This is a genomic window from Streptomyces sp. NPDC057565 (genome assembly GCF_042801455.1).
Classification (GTDB): Bacteria; Actinomycetota; Actinomycetes; order Streptomycetales; family Streptomycetaceae; genus Streptomyces; species Streptomyces yanii.
On sequence record NZ_JBHVFU010000011.1, the window covers coordinates 148,845 to 164,723 of the forward strand.

At 69.6% G+C, this 15,879-nt stretch carries 13 protein-coding genes; 10 read left to right on the forward strand and 3 right to left on the reverse strand.

Annotated features, from left to right (window positions below; genetic code table 11):
* Nucleotides 1–44 precede the first annotated feature (44 nt).
* Entirely contained in the window at nt 45–173 is a 129-nt protein-coding gene (locus ACFU8W_RS21925; RefSeq protein WP_093772350.1) for a hypothetical protein, read from the forward strand.
* A 21-nt stretch (nt 174–194) separates the two neighbouring features.
* Here ACFU8W_RS21925 and ACFU8W_RS21930 read toward each other — a convergent pair whose 3' ends face one another.
* Nucleotides 195–1,766 (reverse strand): purple acid phosphatase family protein, encoded by a 1,572-nt coding sequence (locus ACFU8W_RS21930; protein WP_384039653.1) that lies wholly within the window; start codon nt 1,764–1,766, stop codon nt 195–197.
* Nucleotides 1,767–1,894: 128 nt separating this feature from the next.
* On the opposite strand from ACFU8W_RS21930, the gene ACFU8W_RS21935 reads away from it, so the two are divergent.
* Nucleotides 1,895–2,935 carry a 3-isopropylmalate dehydrogenase gene (locus ACFU8W_RS21935; RefSeq protein WP_384039655.1) on the forward strand — a complete coding sequence of 347 codons (1,041 nt, stop codon included), beginning with the start codon at nt 1,895–1,897 and terminating at the stop codon, nt 2,933–2,935.
* 241 nt (nt 2,936–3,176) lie between these two features.
* Nucleotides 3,177–4,265, forward strand: coding sequence for a branched-chain amino acid aminotransferase (locus ACFU8W_RS21940; RefSeq protein ID WP_384039658.1), 1,089 nt, complete (start codon nt 3,177–3,179; stop codon nt 4,263–4,265).
* 78 nt (nt 4,266–4,343) lie between these two features.
* Here the strand turns inward: ACFU8W_RS21940 and ACFU8W_RS21945 are convergent, their stop codons facing one another.
* A complete protein-coding gene (locus tag ACFU8W_RS21945) occupies nt 4,344–5,777 on the reverse strand; it encodes a cytosine permease (protein ID WP_384039661.1) in 1,434 nt (477 codons plus the stop codon).
* A 126-nt stretch (nt 5,778–5,903) separates the two neighbouring features.
* Between ACFU8W_RS21945 and ureA the strand changes: the two genes are divergently transcribed.
* The 7 genes from ureA (at nt 5,904) to cimA (ending at nt 13,896) form a co-directional block, all read left to right on the forward strand.
* Nucleotides 5,904–6,587: an urease subunit gamma gene (gene ureA, locus ACFU8W_RS21950; protein ID WP_266981180.1), complete on the forward strand. Its 684-nt coding sequence runs from the start codon at nt 5,904–5,906 to the stop codon at nt 6,585–6,587.
* Nucleotides 6,587–8,269 (forward strand): urease subunit alpha, encoded by a 1,683-nt coding sequence (locus ACFU8W_RS21955; protein WP_345510160.1) that lies wholly within the window; start codon nt 6,587–6,589, stop codon nt 8,267–8,269. Before ureA ends, ACFU8W_RS21955 begins: the two co-directional genes overlap by 1 nt.
* A gap of 42 nt (nt 8,270–8,311) precedes the next feature.
* On the forward strand, nt 8,312–9,331 hold the full coding sequence (locus ACFU8W_RS21960) for an agmatine/peptidylarginine deiminase (RefSeq protein ID WP_384039666.1): 1,020 nt from the start codon (nt 8,312–8,314) through the stop codon (nt 9,329–9,331).
* A 3-nt stretch (nt 9,332–9,334) separates the two neighbouring features.
* Entirely contained in the window at nt 9,335–9,877 is a 543-nt protein-coding gene (locus ACFU8W_RS21965; RefSeq protein WP_384039669.1) for a hypothetical protein, read from the forward strand.
* Nucleotides 9,874–10,473 carry a TetR/AcrR family transcriptional regulator gene (locus tag ACFU8W_RS21970; protein WP_345510154.1) on the forward strand — a complete coding sequence of 200 codons (600 nt, stop codon included), beginning with the start codon at nt 9,874–9,876 and terminating at the stop codon, nt 10,471–10,473. The genes ACFU8W_RS21965 and ACFU8W_RS21970 overlap by 4 nt, the downstream gene beginning before the upstream one ends.
* A gap of 201 nt (nt 10,474–10,674) precedes the next feature.
* Nucleotides 10,675–12,009 carry an MFS transporter gene (locus tag ACFU8W_RS21975; protein WP_384039672.1) on the forward strand — a complete coding sequence of 445 codons (1,335 nt, stop codon included), beginning with the start codon at nt 10,675–10,677 and terminating at the stop codon, nt 12,007–12,009.
* Nucleotides 12,010–12,288: 279 nt separating this feature from the next.
* Complete coding sequence (gene cimA, locus ACFU8W_RS21980; protein ID WP_345510152.1) at nt 12,289–13,896, forward strand: citramalate synthase; 1,608 nt, start codon at nt 12,289–12,291, stop codon at nt 13,894–13,896.
* 94 nt (nt 13,897–13,990) lie between these two features.
* On the opposite strand, the gene ACFU8W_RS21985 is transcribed toward cimA, so the two are convergent.
* Nucleotides 13,991–15,859 carry a lectin gene (locus ACFU8W_RS21985; RefSeq protein WP_384039675.1) on the reverse strand — a complete coding sequence of 623 codons (1,869 nt, stop codon included), beginning with the start codon at nt 15,857–15,859 and terminating at the stop codon, nt 13,991–13,993.
* Nucleotides 15,860–15,879: the final 20 nt, after the last annotated feature.

A 15,879-nucleotide genomic window follows, 5' to 3' on the forward strand; every position in this document is an offset into this window, starting at 1 on the left:
TTTTCGATCTCGAAATCCTCGCGATCTCAAGGAGTCGATCCACCATGGCCGAGACGACTGTCCGCCGCGTCCGACACACCCACCGCCCGACCGAGTCGGAGCGCCAGAATGCCGCCGCCGCCCTGCAGCGAGCCCTCGACCGCAGGGACAACGGCGGCTCCACCGGCCACTGAGGCCGGTCCGTCCGGCAGCGCTCAGCCGCGGCTGATCTCGAAGTGGTCGATGCGCTCGCCCGACTCGGCGAGCGCGGTGACCTTCATCCGGGCACGGGGCCCGGGCTGGACCTCCACCGCGAGGAACGAGAAGCCGGTGTAGCGCACCCGCGACCACTCCACGGTCTCGGTCGCCCTGCCGCCGCCCTTGACCACGTGGTACGTGTCCACGCTCTCCTGGTCCTTGACGCGCCCCTCGTACGTGTCGGGCGCCGGGAAGTTGTACAGGGCCTTGCCCGCGCCGCCCGCCGTGACGTACACGATGCCGTCCCGCGTCGGGTCGGTGTGCTCGCCGATCGGCACCTTCCGTGCGACCGCGTTCTTCAGTATCGCGTCGGTGCGCTCGTACACGTGGTTGTGGCCGTTGATGACGAGGTCCACCTGGTGCTTCTCGAAGAGGGGCACCCAGGCGTCCCGCACACCGCCGTCCGACGCGTGCGCATTGGTCGTCGAGAAGGCGCAGTGATGGAAGAAGACCACGATGAAGTCGATGTCGTGGCGGGCTCTCAGCTCGCCGAGGCGCCGGTCCAGCCAGCGGGTCTGCTTGCCGTCGCTGATCCCGAAGTTGGCGGGGATCTCGTACGAGACGTCGTTGGCGTCGAGTGCGACCACGCCCACGTTGCCGTGCACGAACGAGTAGGCGCCGGGCTGGCCCACCGGGTCGGGGCCGTTGTCCGGCAGCGACCAGCGGGCGTTCTGGCCGCCGTAGCCGTCGGGCGAGTACCACGCCTCCATGTCGTGGTTGCCGGTGGTCACCATCCACGGCACGGTCTTCGAGACGGTCTCCGTCTGTGCCAGGAACTGGTCCCAGGTGCGGGCGTCGTACGTGTCGGTCGTCCGGCCGGAGCCGGACGGGTCGGCGTAGCAGATGTCGCCCGCGTGCAGGTGGAAGGCCGGGTTCTGACCGAGGATCAGCTGGTCGTTGCCGAGGGCGTGGTAGCTGACGCCCTGGTCACCGAAGGCGGTGAAGGTGAAGGACTCGGCGCGCGAAGGTGCGGTGGTGAAGGTGCCGAGCGTGCCCAGATTGCGGGTGTCCGCCGGGTCGAAACCGTCGTGGCCGACGCCGTAGTAGTACGTCGTGCCGGGCTCCAGCCGGTCGAGGCCCGCGTGTACGTAGAACTGCTCGGCGGCCGCGATCCTGCCGTCGTTCAGCAGCGGGGTGGTCAGGTGCCGCACCTCGGCGTCGATCTTGCGGCTCAGCGCCCACGGCTTGAGGCCGATGCGGATGTACGGGCGCCGGACAGCGAACGGGACCTGCCAGGAGACCAGCATCTGCGTCTTCGGGTCGGCGCCGTACGCGAGATGCCGGCCGAACGGTGCGACCAGAGAGCCGTCCACCTGGGTGGAGCTGCGCGAGGTGAGCACAGCGGGTGCGGCGGAGGCGGGCGAGGCCGCGAGCCCGGTGCCCAGACCGGCACCGGCGACGGCCGCGGTCGCCACGCTCGTGCGCAGCACGCCGCGCCGGGTCAGCCGGGTGCGCAGATAGTCGTGCTGCTCCGCCATGGTCATGCGGTCGGCGAGCTTCTCGGGGATGCCGAAGCGAGGGATGTCCATGGCCAGAACATCCACCCGTGTGCTGACGCCGTCCCACCGGATGAGTGAACGGCACACGTACAACTCCCCATGTGTCCGTATGGTGGACGTCAAATGTCACAAGATGGGACGAGCAGTAGGGTGCCGACATGACTCGCAGCATCAATCTCGCAGTGGTCCCCGGTGACGGTATCGGCCAGGAGGTCGTGGCTCAGGGCCTCAAGGTCCTCAACGCCGTTCTCCCGCAGGATGTGAAGCTGGAGACCAAGGAATTCGACTTCGGCGCCAAGCGTTACCACGCGACCGGTGAGACCCTCACCGACGCCGATGTCCAGGCGCTCAAGCAGCACGACGCCATCCTGCTCGGCGCGATCGGTGACCCCTCGGTCCCCTCGGGCGTCCTGGAGCGCGGCTTCCTGCTGAAGCTCCGTTTCCTCTTCGACCACCATGTGAACCTGCGGCCGTCGAAGCTCCTCCCGGGTGTCGCGACCCCGCTCAAGGGGCAGCCGGAGATCGACTTCGTGGTGGTCCGTGAGGGCACCGAGGGTCCGTACACCGGCAACGGCGGCTCGATCCGCACCGGCACCCCGCACGAGGTCGCCACCGAGGTCTCGGTCAACACCGCCTTCGGTGTCGAGCGTGTGGTCCGTGACGCCTTCGCCCGCGCCCAGGCCCGCCCGCGCAAGAAGCTGACGCTGGTCCACAAGAACAACGTGCTGACTTACGCCGGGCACCTGTGGACCAACATCTTCAACAAGGTCGCGGCCGAGTTCCCGGACGTCACCACCGACTACCTGCACGTGGACGCGGCGACGATCTTCCTCGTCACGCAGCCCGAGCGCTTCGACGTGATCGTCACCGACAACCTCTTCGGCGACATCATCACCGACCTCGCCGCGGCCGTCTCCGGCGGCATCGGCGTCGCGGCCTCGGGGAACATCAACCCGAGCGGCGAGTTCCCCTCGATGTTCGAGCCGGTCCACGGCTCCGCCCCGGACATCGCGGGACAGGGCAAGGCCGACCCCACGGCCGCGGTGCTCTCCGTCGCCCTCCTGCTGCGCCACCTGGGCTACGAGGCCGAGGCTGCGCGCATCGAGGAGGCCGTCTCCGCCGACCTCGCGGAGCGCGGCGACACCCCTCGTACGACCTCGGAAATCGGTGACGCGCTCGCGGTACGCGTAGCGAGCTGACCCGACGACTCCACTTCGAAGCCGCCGGGTCCCCACCGCACCCGGCGGCTTCTCCTGTGTGGTCCCGGGTGCCACCATCGAACCCTGGACCGCATTCACGTCATTTCGTGCACGGGTCCCCGCGAGAGATAATCGAACGGGCCGTGGCTTGCGGTAAAGCTCGGACGTCCCAGCACCTGTCTGACAGGAGCCGGCGTGAGCGCGGTCCATCACACACAAGACCGGTGAAGGACACGCACTCATGACGACGCCCACGATCGAGCTCAAGCCCTCTTCGACCCCGCTGTCCGACGCGGAGCGCGAGGCGATCCTGGCCACCCCCGGATTCGGCCGCTACTTCACCGATCACATGGTGATCATCAAGTGGACCGAAGGCCGCGGCTGGCACGACGGCCAGCTCGTTCCCTACGGCCCGCTCTCGATCGATCCCGCCACCAACGTCCTGCACTACGCGCAGGAGATCTTCGAGGGGCTCAAGGCCTACCGCCAGCCCGACGGCTCGGTGGCCAGCTTCCGCCCCGAGGCCAACGCCAAGCGCTTCCAGCGTTCCGCACACCGGCTCGCCATGCCGGAGCTCCCGGTCGAGACGTTCATCGAGGCGTGCGACGCACTGGTCCAGCAGGACAAGGCATGGGTTCCGGCCCACGGCGGCGAGGAGTCGCTCTACCTGCGCCCGTTCATGATCGCGTCCGAGGTCGGCCTCGGTGTGAAGCCCGCCAACGAGTACCTCTTCATCGTCATCGCCTCGCCGGCCGGCGCGTACTTCGCCGGTGGCGTCAAGCCGGTCTCGATCTGGCTCTCCGAGGACCGCGTCCGCGCCGTCCCCGGTGGCATGGGTGACGCCAAGACCGGCGGCAACTACGCGGCGTCCCTCCTCGCCCAGGCCGAGGCGTCCGCGAAGGGCTGCGACCAGGTCGCCTATCTCGACGCCGTGGAGCACAAGTGGGTCGAGGAACTCGGCGGCATGAACCTGTACTTCGTGTACGGGGACAAGATCATCACCCCGTCCCTGACCGGCTCCCTGCTCGCCGGCGTCACCCGTGACTCGCTGCTCCAGGTCGCCCGCGACCTCGGCTACGAGTCCGAGGAGGGCCGCGTCTCCATCGACCAGTGGCGCGCCGACACCGAGAACGGCACCCTCACCGAGGTCTTCGCCTGCGGCACCGCCGCCGTCATCACCCCCGTCGGCATCGTCAAGTCCGCGGGCGGCGAGTGGACCCAGAGCGAGGGCCGGCCCGGCGAGGTCACGCTCAAGCTGCGCGAGCGCCTGCTGGACATCCAGCGCGGCGTCGCGCAGGACACGCACGGCTGGATGCACCCGCTCGGCTGAGCCACGGTCCCGTACGGCGACGTCCCGTACCGCGACGCCCGCCCCGGCAGCAGCCGGGGCGGGCGTCGTCGTTCCCGCTCAGAACATGGCGGATGGCTGTGCCTCCGGGGCGGCCGGCACCGCGGGCTCCGTGCGCCTGCCGCGCGTCAGCGCCGTGTACGCGACACCGCCCACCAGGCCCGACAGCAGGAAGCTGCAGTCCACCCCGCCTGTCAGGGAGAGCAGCGGACCCTCGTACGAGGGCAGCGAGACGGCGGAGAGGCCCACTGCCGCGCCCAGGGCCCAGGAGGCCGTGGCGGGCAGGTTCCAGCCGGCTGTGTACCAGTAGGCGCCGCCGCGCGAGCGCCGGTTGAAGACTTGGAGGGCCTCCGAGTCGTAGACACCGCGACATCGGACGAAGCCGATCAGGGTGATCACCGCCCACGGGGTGCCGATGGCGGTCAGCAGCAGGACGAACGACGTCATCGCGGATTCGGCGTCCCAGGCGTAGTGCCCCACGAAGACGCACGCCGTGGCGACGCCCGCGACCGCGAAAGTGGCCTGGGGGCGCGAGGCGCGCGGCAGGATCGCATCCAGATCGAGGCCCATGGAGTACAGCATCAGGCCGGCGTTGCCGACCGAACCGGCGGAGGCGGCGAGCAGCAGCGGGATCAGGTACCAGGTGGGGGAGGCGTCGACGAGCGGGCCCGCATAGTCGAGGGCCGCCCGGGAGGCGTACGCCGTGAACGTGCCGAAGAGCTGCGGGACGAGCAGACCGATCAGCAGGCCGATCCAGCTTGCGCGCAGCACGCTCCGGGAGGAGTGACGGTCCGGGGAGATGTACCGCGTGTAGTCGCCGAGCAGGGTGATGAACGCGATCGGGCCGCTCAGCCCCGATGCGACCACGGCCAGCAGCCAGGTCGGCCAGAAGGATCCGAGCAGATGGCCGCCGGTGCCGGGCAACGCGGCGGTGGTGAAGTGTGGGGCGTACGCGACGATGCCCAGGATCAGCAGCGCGCTCATCGCGACGGCGAGGACGCGGGAGAGACGCAGCAGCATCCGGTAGCCGTAGACCGCGCCGATCACGGTGGCGGCGGCGAGCAGCGCATACACGGCCGCGTACGAGAGCCCCCCGGTCGACAGCCCGAAGAGGCGATGCATGGCGCCCACCATCGCGTCGCCGCCGATCCAGACGGTCAGCGCTGTGTAGCCGAGAGCGAGCAGCAGGCCGACGATCGAGCCGACCAGGCGGCCGCGCACACCGAACTGGGCACCGGAGGACGTGGAGAGGTTGGTTCCGGTGCGCAGCGAGACCAGGGCGAGCGGTGCCGTCAGCAGGGTGCCGAGCAGGGTGCCCACGACGATCGAGCTCACCGAGGCCCACCAGTCCAGGCCGAAGGAGACCGGGAGCCAGCCAAAGATGATCACGCCCAGGCAGAGATTGGACCCCAGCAGGATCGAGACGAGGTCGCGTGGGGCGCTGGTGCGTTCCGCCTCCGGGATGGTGTCGACTCCGCGCTGTTCTACCGGCATGAGGACGCCCCTGACGTTCGACAGTTTGAGTGCCGCTCTATATGAGCCCAAGTGCGGCTCTCCGTCAATGGTTCCCAGACGGGAAAATCTTGATTAGAGTGATGTTCAAATTGGAGGTGTACTGACGTGCGACTTACCCCTACCGAGCGAGATCGGCTCCTGCTCTTCGGTGCCGCCGAACTGGCACGGGCGCGCCGGGCGCGTGGACTGAGGCTCAATGTTCCCGAGGCGACCGCGCTCATAGCGGACACCGTCTGCGAGGCGGCCCGGGACGGAAAGCGGCTCGCCGAGGCGATCGAGGCCGCGCGCGGCGTGCTGGGGCCCGACGACGTCCTGCCCGGTGTGGCGGATGTGGTCACCGAGGTGCATGTGGAGGCCGTCTTCGACGACGGATCCCGGCTCGCGGTCGTCTCGAAGCCCATCGGGGGAGGACTCGGCGACGCCGCACCCGGCGCCGTACTGCCCGCACCGCCGCACGCCGAGCCCGAGCCCGCGCTGCGGCTGACCGTGCACAACACCGCGACCGTCCCGGTCAGCGTCACCTCGCACTTCCACTTCTTCGAGGCCAACCCGCGCCTTGATTTCGACCGGGCCGCGGCGTACGGGATGCGGCTGTGCGTCCCCGCCGGATCGTCGGTCCGCTTCGACCCGGGCGGCGAGACCGAGGTCGGCCTGATGCCGATCGGCGGCGCCCGGATCGCGATCGGCTTCGCCGGCCTGGTCGACGGACCGCTGGACGCGCCCGGCGCGAAGGAAGAGGCCCTGCGGCGCGCGGCGGCCTGCGGCTATCTGGGAGCGGAGGACGCCTGATGGACCCCAACGAATACGCATCGGTCCACGGACCGCGCGCCGGAGACCGGGTCGTTCTCGGCGACTCCGGCCTGGTGGTGCGCGTCGAGTCGGATGCGCAGGCGCACGGCGACGAGTTTCTGGCCGGCTTCGGCAAGACCGCGCGCGACGGGCTGCACCTCAAGGCCGCGGCCGTACGCGACACCTGCGACGTCGTCATCAGCAACGTGCTGGTCATCGACGCTGTTCAAGGCATCCGCAAGGTCTCCATCGGCATCCGTGAAGGCCGGATCCACTCGATCGGGCGGGCCGGTAACCCGGACACGCTCGACGGCGTGGACGTCGTCGTCGGCACGGGCACCACGATCGTGTCCGGCGAGGGCCTGATCGCGACGGCCGGTGCCGTGGACACCCACGTCCATCTGCTCTCGCCGCGCATCATGGAGGCCTCGCTCGCCTCCGGCGTCACCACCGTCATCGGTCAGGAGTTCGGCCCGGTGTGGGGCGTCGGCGTCAACTCGCCGTGGGCGTTGCGCCACGCCTTCAACGCCTTCGACGCCTGGCCGGTCAACATCGGCTTCCTGGCCCGCGGCTCGTCCTCCGGCGACGCGCCCCTGGTTGAGGCGCTCGCCGAGGGCGGTGCATCCGGCTTCAAGGTGCACGAGGACATGGGCGCGCACACCCGTGCGCTCGACACCGCCCTGCGCGTCGCCGAGGAACACGACGTGCAGGTCGCCCTGCACAGCGACGGGCTGAACGAGTGCCTGTCCGTCGAGGACACCCTGCGTGTCCTGGACGGCCGGACGATCCACGCCTTCCACATCGAGGGCTGCGGCGGTGGACACGTACCGAACGTCCTGAAGATGGCGGGCGTGCCGAACGTCATCGGTTCGTCCACCAATCCGACCCTGCCGTTCGGCCGGGACGCGGTGGCCGAGCACTACGGGATGATCGTCTCGGTACACGACCTCAAGACCGACCTGCCCGGGGACGCCGCCATGGCGCGGGACCGGATCAGGGCCGGGACGATGGGCGCCGAGGACGTGCTGCACGACCTCGGCGCGATCGGCATCACCTCGTCGGACGCGCAGGGGATGGGGCGCGCGGGCGAGACCGTACGCCGCACCTTCGCCATGGCCGGGAAGATGAAGGCCGAGCTGGGCCCGATGGAGGGCGACGGCGCGCACGACGACAACGCCCGGGTGCTGCGCTACATGGCGAAGCTGACGATCAACCCGGCTATCGCGCACGGCCTCGCGCACGAGATCGGTTCGATCGAGGTGGGCAAGCTCGCCGACATCGTGCTGTGGAAGCCGCAGTACTTCGGGGCGAAGCCGCAGATGGTACTGAAGGCGGGCTTCCCGGCGTGGGGCGTGACGGGTGACCCCAACGCAGCGACCGACACCTGTGAACCGCTGGTCCTGGGACCGCTGTTCGGGGGGCACGGCGCGACCCCCGCCGATATCTCGGTGGCCTTCGTGGCGAAGGCCGCGGCCGAGCTGGGCTCCGACCTGATGCCGACGCGGCGGCGCAGGGTGGCCGTGCGCGGCACCCGCGGGATCGGCCCGGCGGATCTCCGGCTCAACTCCCGCATCGGGGATGTGGCGGTGGACGGGCGCAGTGGGCTGGTCACGCTGGACGGTGCCCCGATGCGCTCGGAACCCGCCGAATCGGTGTCCCTCAACCGCCTCTATTTCCTGTAAGAACACAGCCTTTCAGCACACAGCCTTGAGGAGTCCAACGACATGACCTTCCGTATGCCGCCCGAGTGGGCCCCGCACGAGCGCACCTGGATGGCGTGGCCGGGCCCCAACGTCACGTTCACCGGTGACGACCTTGCCGAGTCCCGCGAGGCGTGGGCCTCGGTGGCCCGGGCGGTACGCCGTTTCGAGCCGGTGACCATGGTCGTCGGGCCGGGCCAGTCGGAGGGCGCCCGTGCCCTTCTCGGTCCGGACATCGACCTGGTCGAGCGCGAGCTGGACGACGCCTGGATGCGCGACATCGGTCCGACCTTCGTCACGGACGGCACCCGATTGGCCGCTGTGGACTGGGTGTTCAACGGCTGGGGCGCGCAGGACTGGGCGACCTGGGAACACGACGCGAAGATCGCCCGCCATGTCGCGGATCTTGCGGGGGTCCCCGTGCACAGCTCGTCTCTCGTCAACGAGGGCGGCGGCATCCACGTGGACGGCGAAGGCACCGTCCTCCTCACCGAGACCGTCCAGCTCGGTTCCGAGCGCAACCCGGGCTGGACCAAGGAGGAGGTCGAGGCCGAGATCCACGCCAAGCTCGGCACCACGAAGGCGATCTGGCTGAAGCGCGGCCTGACCGCCGACTACCCGCCCCACGGCTTCGGCACGCTCGGCCATGTCGACATCGTCGCCGCGTTCGCCGGCCCCGGAGTCGTCGTCGCCCACACCCAGCCGGACCCGTCCCACCCCGACCACGAGCTCTGCAAGGAGAACGTGGCCATGCTCAGGGCCCAGACCGACGCTCGGGGGCGTCCCCTGGAGGTCGTCGAGGTCCCTGCCCCGACCGTGGTGCAGGGTGAGGACGGTCACTGGGTCGACTACTCGTACATCAACCACTACGTCTGCAACGGTGGCGTGGTGCTGTGTGCCTTCGACGACCCCCGTGACGAGATCGCGGCGGGCATTTTCCGCCGTCTCCACCCCGATCGGACCGTGACCCTGGTCGACGCCCGTACGATCTTTGCCGGTGGTGGAGGTATCCACTGCATCACACAGCAGCAACCTAAGGTCTGATCCATGCCGAGCACCATCCAGCACGCCGGACAGGGTTATGCGATCGAGCGCTTCTACTCGGTGCCGGACGACGCGTGGTACCTGGAGCTCGCCGAGACGGACCCTCCCGGCCGCACCTTCCTCACCGCGATCGTCGCGGACGAGGACCCGGACCGCACGCCCACGGTCTGCTTCGACGAGCAGACCGGGCACCGGGACATTCCGTACGCCGTCATGACCTGGTTCATGGAAGAGACGGCCGAAGAGGTGCGCAGCAGCCGGGGCTGGATGGAGATCGCGCCCGAACTTCTGGGCATGACCAGGCAGTTGCGTCTGCTCCTGCCTGGTCTGACGGTCGAGGACGAGCAGTATCTCCCGCTGCTGGCGATCCTCGCGGAGCTGCTCACCGACGACGATCTCGGCACGGTGCTGTCCGCGGCCTACGACATGGACCCGCGGACGGTCCGGAGCGACGTGGCCGCGGTCCGCACATCTCCGCCGGGCGCCGTCGCCGAGTTGCGGGCGCTGCTCGCGTCGGACGGATGGACCGGGGGAGCCGCCCGATGACCCCCGCCCCGCGCCGCCGCAACACCGCCCCGCCCCGCGAGGAGGTGCTGGCCGCCGCCATGGCCACCATCGCCGAGCGGGGGCTCGACGGGCTCACCATGGCCGGGCTCGGCCGTGACGTCTCCATGAGCAGCGGTCATCTCCTCTACTACTTCCGCACCAAGGACGAGCTGCTCCTGCAGACCCTGGAGTGGAGCGAGGGCCGGCTCGGCGCCGAGCGGCGGGAGCTGCTGGCCCGGCAGACACCCGTCCGCGAGCGGCTCGACGCCTATGTCGATCTGTACATCCCCGACGGCCACCGCGACCCGCACTGGACGCTCTGGCTGGAGGTCTGGAACCGCTCGCAGAACGCTGACGCCGACGCGCGCGCCCGGCAGGTCGCGATCGAGGGGGCCTGGCACCGGGACCTCGTGGCGCTGCTGGCGGAGGGCGTATCGCGCGGGGAGTTCCGGGCCGTGGACGCGGACCGGTTCGCGACCCGGCTGCGCGCCCTGCTCGACGGGTTCAGCATCCATGTGGCGATCGGCCTGCCGGGCACCGACCGGGGCGGGATCCTCACTCACGTACGGGAGTTCCTGGACGAGGCGCTCGGCTGAGACCATCGATCGCCACCCCGGCGACAGCCTGTTCCGCATCGGCGCGCGCCCGGCCGCACGCCGCCGCCGATCGGGTGCGGCGGACTGCCCGTGCCGAAGCCTCCGTTCCCCCGGCCGTGAACGAGGCGCACGTAAGTACGCGCGTTCGTTGCCCCCTGCACGGTTGTTACGTTCCCGGCCGGTGCGGCACGGTGACGGACCATGGGACGAGAGCAGTGGAAGAAGATCTGGGTCGGCTCCGCCGGCAACATGGTCGAGTGGTTCGACTGGTTCGTGTACGCGACCTTCGCGGTCTATTTCGCGGACTCGTTCTTCCCCGAAGGCAATGAGACCGCCAATCTCATGAACACCATGGGCATCTTCGCCGTCGGCTTCTTCATGCGGCCGGTCGGCGGCTGGATGCTCGGCCGGATCGGTGACCGCAGAGGGCGCAAGGCCGCGCTGACGCTCACCGTCACCCTCATGTCGGCCTCGGCGATCCTCATCGCCGTCGCGCCGACGTACGCCGTGGCGGGCTACGGCGGCGTCGCCGTCCTGCTCGTGGCCCGGCTGCTCCAGGGCCTCTCCGTCGGCGGCGAGTACGCCGCCGGCGCCACGTACCTCACCGAGGCGTCCGCACCCCGACGGCGCGGCTTCGCCTCCAGCTTCCAGTACGTGTCCATGACCGCCGGGCAGCTGGTCGGCCTCGGTCTCCAGATCGTCCTGCAGCGCACCATGTCCGATGCGGCCCTGCACAGTTGGGGCTGGCGCATCCCGTTCATCGTCGGGGCGCTCGGCGCGGCCGTCGTCTTCTATCTGCGCCGCTCCATGCCGGAGACCGAGGTGTACGCGGAGTCGGGCGCCGCGGACCAGGAGGACCGCGGCACGCTCAGGGCGCTGTGGCAGCACAAGCGCGAGGCGTTCCTGGTGATGGCGCTGACCATGGGCGGGACCGTCGCGTACTACACGTACACGACCTACCTCACCAAGTTCCTCTCGAAGAGCGCGGGCATGGAGAAGTCCACGGCCTCGCTCGTCAGCTTCTGCGCCCTGTTCGTCTTCATGTGCATCCAGCCGCTCGCGGGCAGGCTGTCCGACCGGATCGGCCGTCGCCCGCTGCTGATCACGTTCGCGGTCGGCTCGACCTTCCTGACCGTGCCGATCATGACCATGCTGAAGCACGCGGGCACCTTCTGGCCCGCGTTCGGGCTGGCGCTGCTCGCCCTGGTCGTGGTCACGGGCTACACCTCGATCAACGCCTGCGTGAAGGCCGAGCTCTTCCCGACCGGCATCCGCGCGCTGGGCGTCGCCCTCCCGTACGCCCTCGCCAACGCCCTCTTCGGCGGCACCGCCGAATACGTGGCGCTCTGGTTCAAGAAGGCCGGCGTGGAGTCCGGCTTCTACTGGTACGTGGCGGGCTGTGCCGCGGTCTCCCTGGTCGTCTACCTGACGATGCGCGAGACCCGCGACATCGACCTGGGACGGGTCGGCACGGTGGCTCCCCGGGACGGGCGGACGGAGCCGGCCGGAGCGACGAGCGTCACGCCCGCATCCTGAGACGGCCGACGGCACGGGGGCAGTGCTGTGCGAGACTGCGTCCGTGTCCTCGTTCGTCATGATTATTGGCAACAGGCGCGCCGGTCCGCAGTGACCGTCTCGTACCACCACGTACGGAGCGGCACCGTGCCCCAGACCCGCGCGCAGACCTCTCGCACCCGCGAGGGGTTTTTTCGTTTTCCGGCCCTCACCTCGGCCGGGGCGATGCGCGCGCGGGATGATGGGGGCAAGTGGAGCCCAATCGTCCGGATCCACTCATCCGACAGGAGTCAGACCAGCATGACCACCAAGGCCAAGCCCACCGACGACAGCTTCCATGTCTTCGACACCACACTGCGCGACGGTGCACAGCGTGAAGGCATCAACCTGACGGTCGCGGACAAGCTGACCATTGCCCGGCACCTGGACGACTTCGGCGTGGGCTTCATCGAGGGCGGCTGGCCCGGCGCCAACCCCCGCGACACGGAGTTCTTCGCCCGTGCTCAGCAGGAGATCGAGTTCAAGAACGCCGAGCTGGTCGCCTTCGGCGCGACCCGCAGGGCCGGAGCCAGGGCGTCGGAGGACCCCCAGGTCAAGGCGCTGCTGGAGTCCGGAGCCCCGGTGATCACACTGGTCGCCAAGTCGCACGACCGGCATGTGGAACTCGCCCTGCGCACCACCCTCGAAGAGAACCTGGAGATGGTCCGCGACACCGTCTCCTACCTGCGCGAACAGGGCCGCCGGGTCTTCGTCGACTGCGAGCACTTCTTCGACGGCTACCGCGCCAACCCCGAGTACGCCAAGGACGTCGTCCGGGCCGCGCACGGGGCCGGCGCCGACGTCGTCATCCTCTGCGACACCAACGGCGGGATGCTCCCCGCCCAGGTCCAGGCCGTCGTCTCCACCGTCCTCGCGGACACCGGCGCCCGGCTCGGCATCCATGCCCAGGACGACACCGGCTGCGCGGTCGCCAACACCCTGGCCGCCGTCGACGCCGGCGCCACGCACGTCCAGTGCACCGCCAACGGGTACGGCGAGCGGGTCGGCAATGCCAACCTCTTCCCCGTCGTCGCCGCCCTGGAACTCAAGTACGGCAAGAGCGTCCTCCCCGAGGGCGCACTGGCCGAGATGACCCGTATCTCGCACGCCATCGCCGAGGTCGTCAACCTCACACCCTCCACCCACCAGCCCTATGTGGGTGTTTCCGCCTTCGCCCACAAGGCCGGACTGCACGCCTCCGCCATCAAGGTCGACCCCGACCTCTACCAGCACATCGATCCGGCGCTCGTCGGCAACACCATGCGGATGCTCGTCTCCGACATGGCGGGCCGCGCCTCCATCGAGCTCAAGGGCAAGGAGCTCGGCATCGACCTCGGGGGCAACCGCGAGCTCGTCGGCCGGGTCGTGGAGCGGGTCAAGGAGCGCGAGCTCAAGGGCTACACGTACGAAGCCGCGGACGCCTCCTTCGAGCTGCTGCTGCGCGCCGAGGCCGAGGGCCGAGTGCGCCGCTACTTCCGTACGGAGTCCTGGCGGGCGATCGTCGAGGACCGACCCGACGGCACGCACGCCAACGAGGCGACCGTGAAGCTCTGGGCGAAGGGCGAGCGGATCGTCGCCACCGCCGAGGGCAACGGCCCGGTCAACGCCCTCGACCGGGCGCTGCGCGTCGGCCTGGAGCGGATCTACCCGCAGCTCGCCAAGCTGGAGCTGGTCGACTACAAGGTCCGCATCCTGGAGGGCCGCACCGGCACCGAGTCCACCACCCGCGTGCTGATCACCACGGGCGACGGCACCGGTGACTGGGCGACCGTCGGCGTCGCGGAGAACGTCATCGCCGCGTCCTGGCAGGCGCTGGAGGACGCGTACACCTACGGTCTGCTGCGGGCCGGGGTCGAGCCCACGGAGTAGCCCCCGGGTCCGGGGCGGGCCCACCGGGCTGCACGGAGGTCTAGTGGGCCCACGGCGTGGTCGCCGTGGGCCCGCCCCGGACCGGTTCGTTCACTTACTGGAGACGCCACTTCTGATTGGCCGCTCCGGTGCACGTCCAGATCTGGGCGCGCGCCCCGTTCGCCGTCGAGTGGTCGGTGATGTCCAGGCACTTGTCCGCCGCCGTGTCGACGACGTCACCCGTCGAGGCGTTGTACGTCCAGCGCTGCGCCGACGAACCGTTGCAGGTGTACAGCTGGACCTTCGCTCCGTCGGCCGTCGACGCGGACGTCACATCCAGGCAGGAGCCCAACGCCTGGATGGAACCGTCCGCTGCGACCGTCCAGCGCTGGGCCGCCGAGCCATTGCAGTCATAGAGCTGGACGGCCGTCCCGTCGGCGCTGCTGCCGCCCGCGACGTCCAGGCACTTGCCCGCGGGGCCCGAGAAGACGCCCGAGGTGCCGGTGGAGCCGGACGGGTTGCCTGACCAGGTGAACGTCGCCGAGGTGCGGCCCGGCAGCGAGTAGGTGAACTTCTGGCCGCCCCAGTTGACGGTCACCTGCTGCGCCGACGTACCGCCGTTGTAGGCGATCAGCGCCTTCGAACCGTCCGGGTTGCGCCAGGCCACGTTCGGCACCGTGGAGCTGGCGGTCGAGGCGACCCGCTGGGCGCCGGGCCGGACGAACTTCGTCAGATGACCCATCGTGTAGTACTCGATGGTGTAGTCGACCTGGCCGCTCCTGCTGTCCCCGTTGTGCACGGTGATCAGCCCGTCGCAGGTGCCGCAGCCGCCGTTGTGCGGGCCGCGGTTCTGGTCCACCGCGAGGGACCACTTGGTCACCGACTTCGCCCAGTTGCGGGTGTAGTCGACGATGTTGAGCATGTCCTCGCGCTGCTGGTCGGCGATCCAGGTGCCGCCCGAGTGCTCGGTCTGGAAGGCGTCCGTCGTCGGGTACTGGTTGTGCACGGTGGTCTGCTTGGAGACGTCGCCGCCGTAGCCGTGCCAGGCGACCCCGCCGAAGTTGGGGTGGTTGCGCACGGCCGCGTCGTCCACGGTGGCCGCCGCGTAGGCGTCGTAGGTGTCCCAGTTCCAGTCGTGGGCGAGGACCTTGGTCGCGAGCCCCGCGGACTGGAGCTTCGGCAGCAGCTCGCTCTTGGTGAAGTAGGCGAGCCCCGAGCCGTTCCAGCTCATCGACGGATAGCCGGAACAGCAGGTCGGCTCGTTCTGCGCAGTGACGTAGTCGACCGGAACGCCCTGGTCCCGGTACGCCTGAAGGTACTTCACGAAGTAGTCGGCGTAGGTCCCGTAGTTCTCCGCCTTGAGCCAGCCGCCGTTCAGCCGGCCGCTGTCCTTCATCCAGGCCGGCGCGGTCCACGGCGACGCGACCGTCGTCAGTGCCGGATTGAGCTGCTTGGCCTGCTTGGTCAGCGGGAGCACGTCCGCCAGATCGTGTGCGATCGAGAACTTCGCGAGCGACGGGTCGGTCTGGCCGGACGGTATGTCGTCGTACGTGTAGCCGGTCCTGGCGAGGTCCGACCCGCCCATCGGATTGCGTACGAACGAGAGCCCGATGCCCTCGGTGGGGGAGAACAGCTTCTTCATCGTCGCGTCGCGGGTCGCCTGGGTCAGCGCCCCGCTGCTCTTCATGAGGTACGCGGCCGTGTCGGTGAACGAGGCGCCGCCGCCCGTGAATGTCTGGTAGCGGGTGGATTCGTCGACCGTGATGTTCGTACCGCCGCCACCGTTCCCGGAGCCGAAGGCAATCGGGGTCTGTGCCTCCAGGCCCCGGGTGACATGCCGGCCACCGGCGTCGTCCGTCGTGGTCAGCGCGATGTTCACGGTCTCACCGGCCGCCTGGGCGGTGCCGGACGAGACCCCGGTGAGACCCGCTGTCGCGAGCACTGCGGCGACCAGTACGCGAGCCGCTCCGCTTGATCTGATCATGGGCTGCTGCCTTTCTCGGC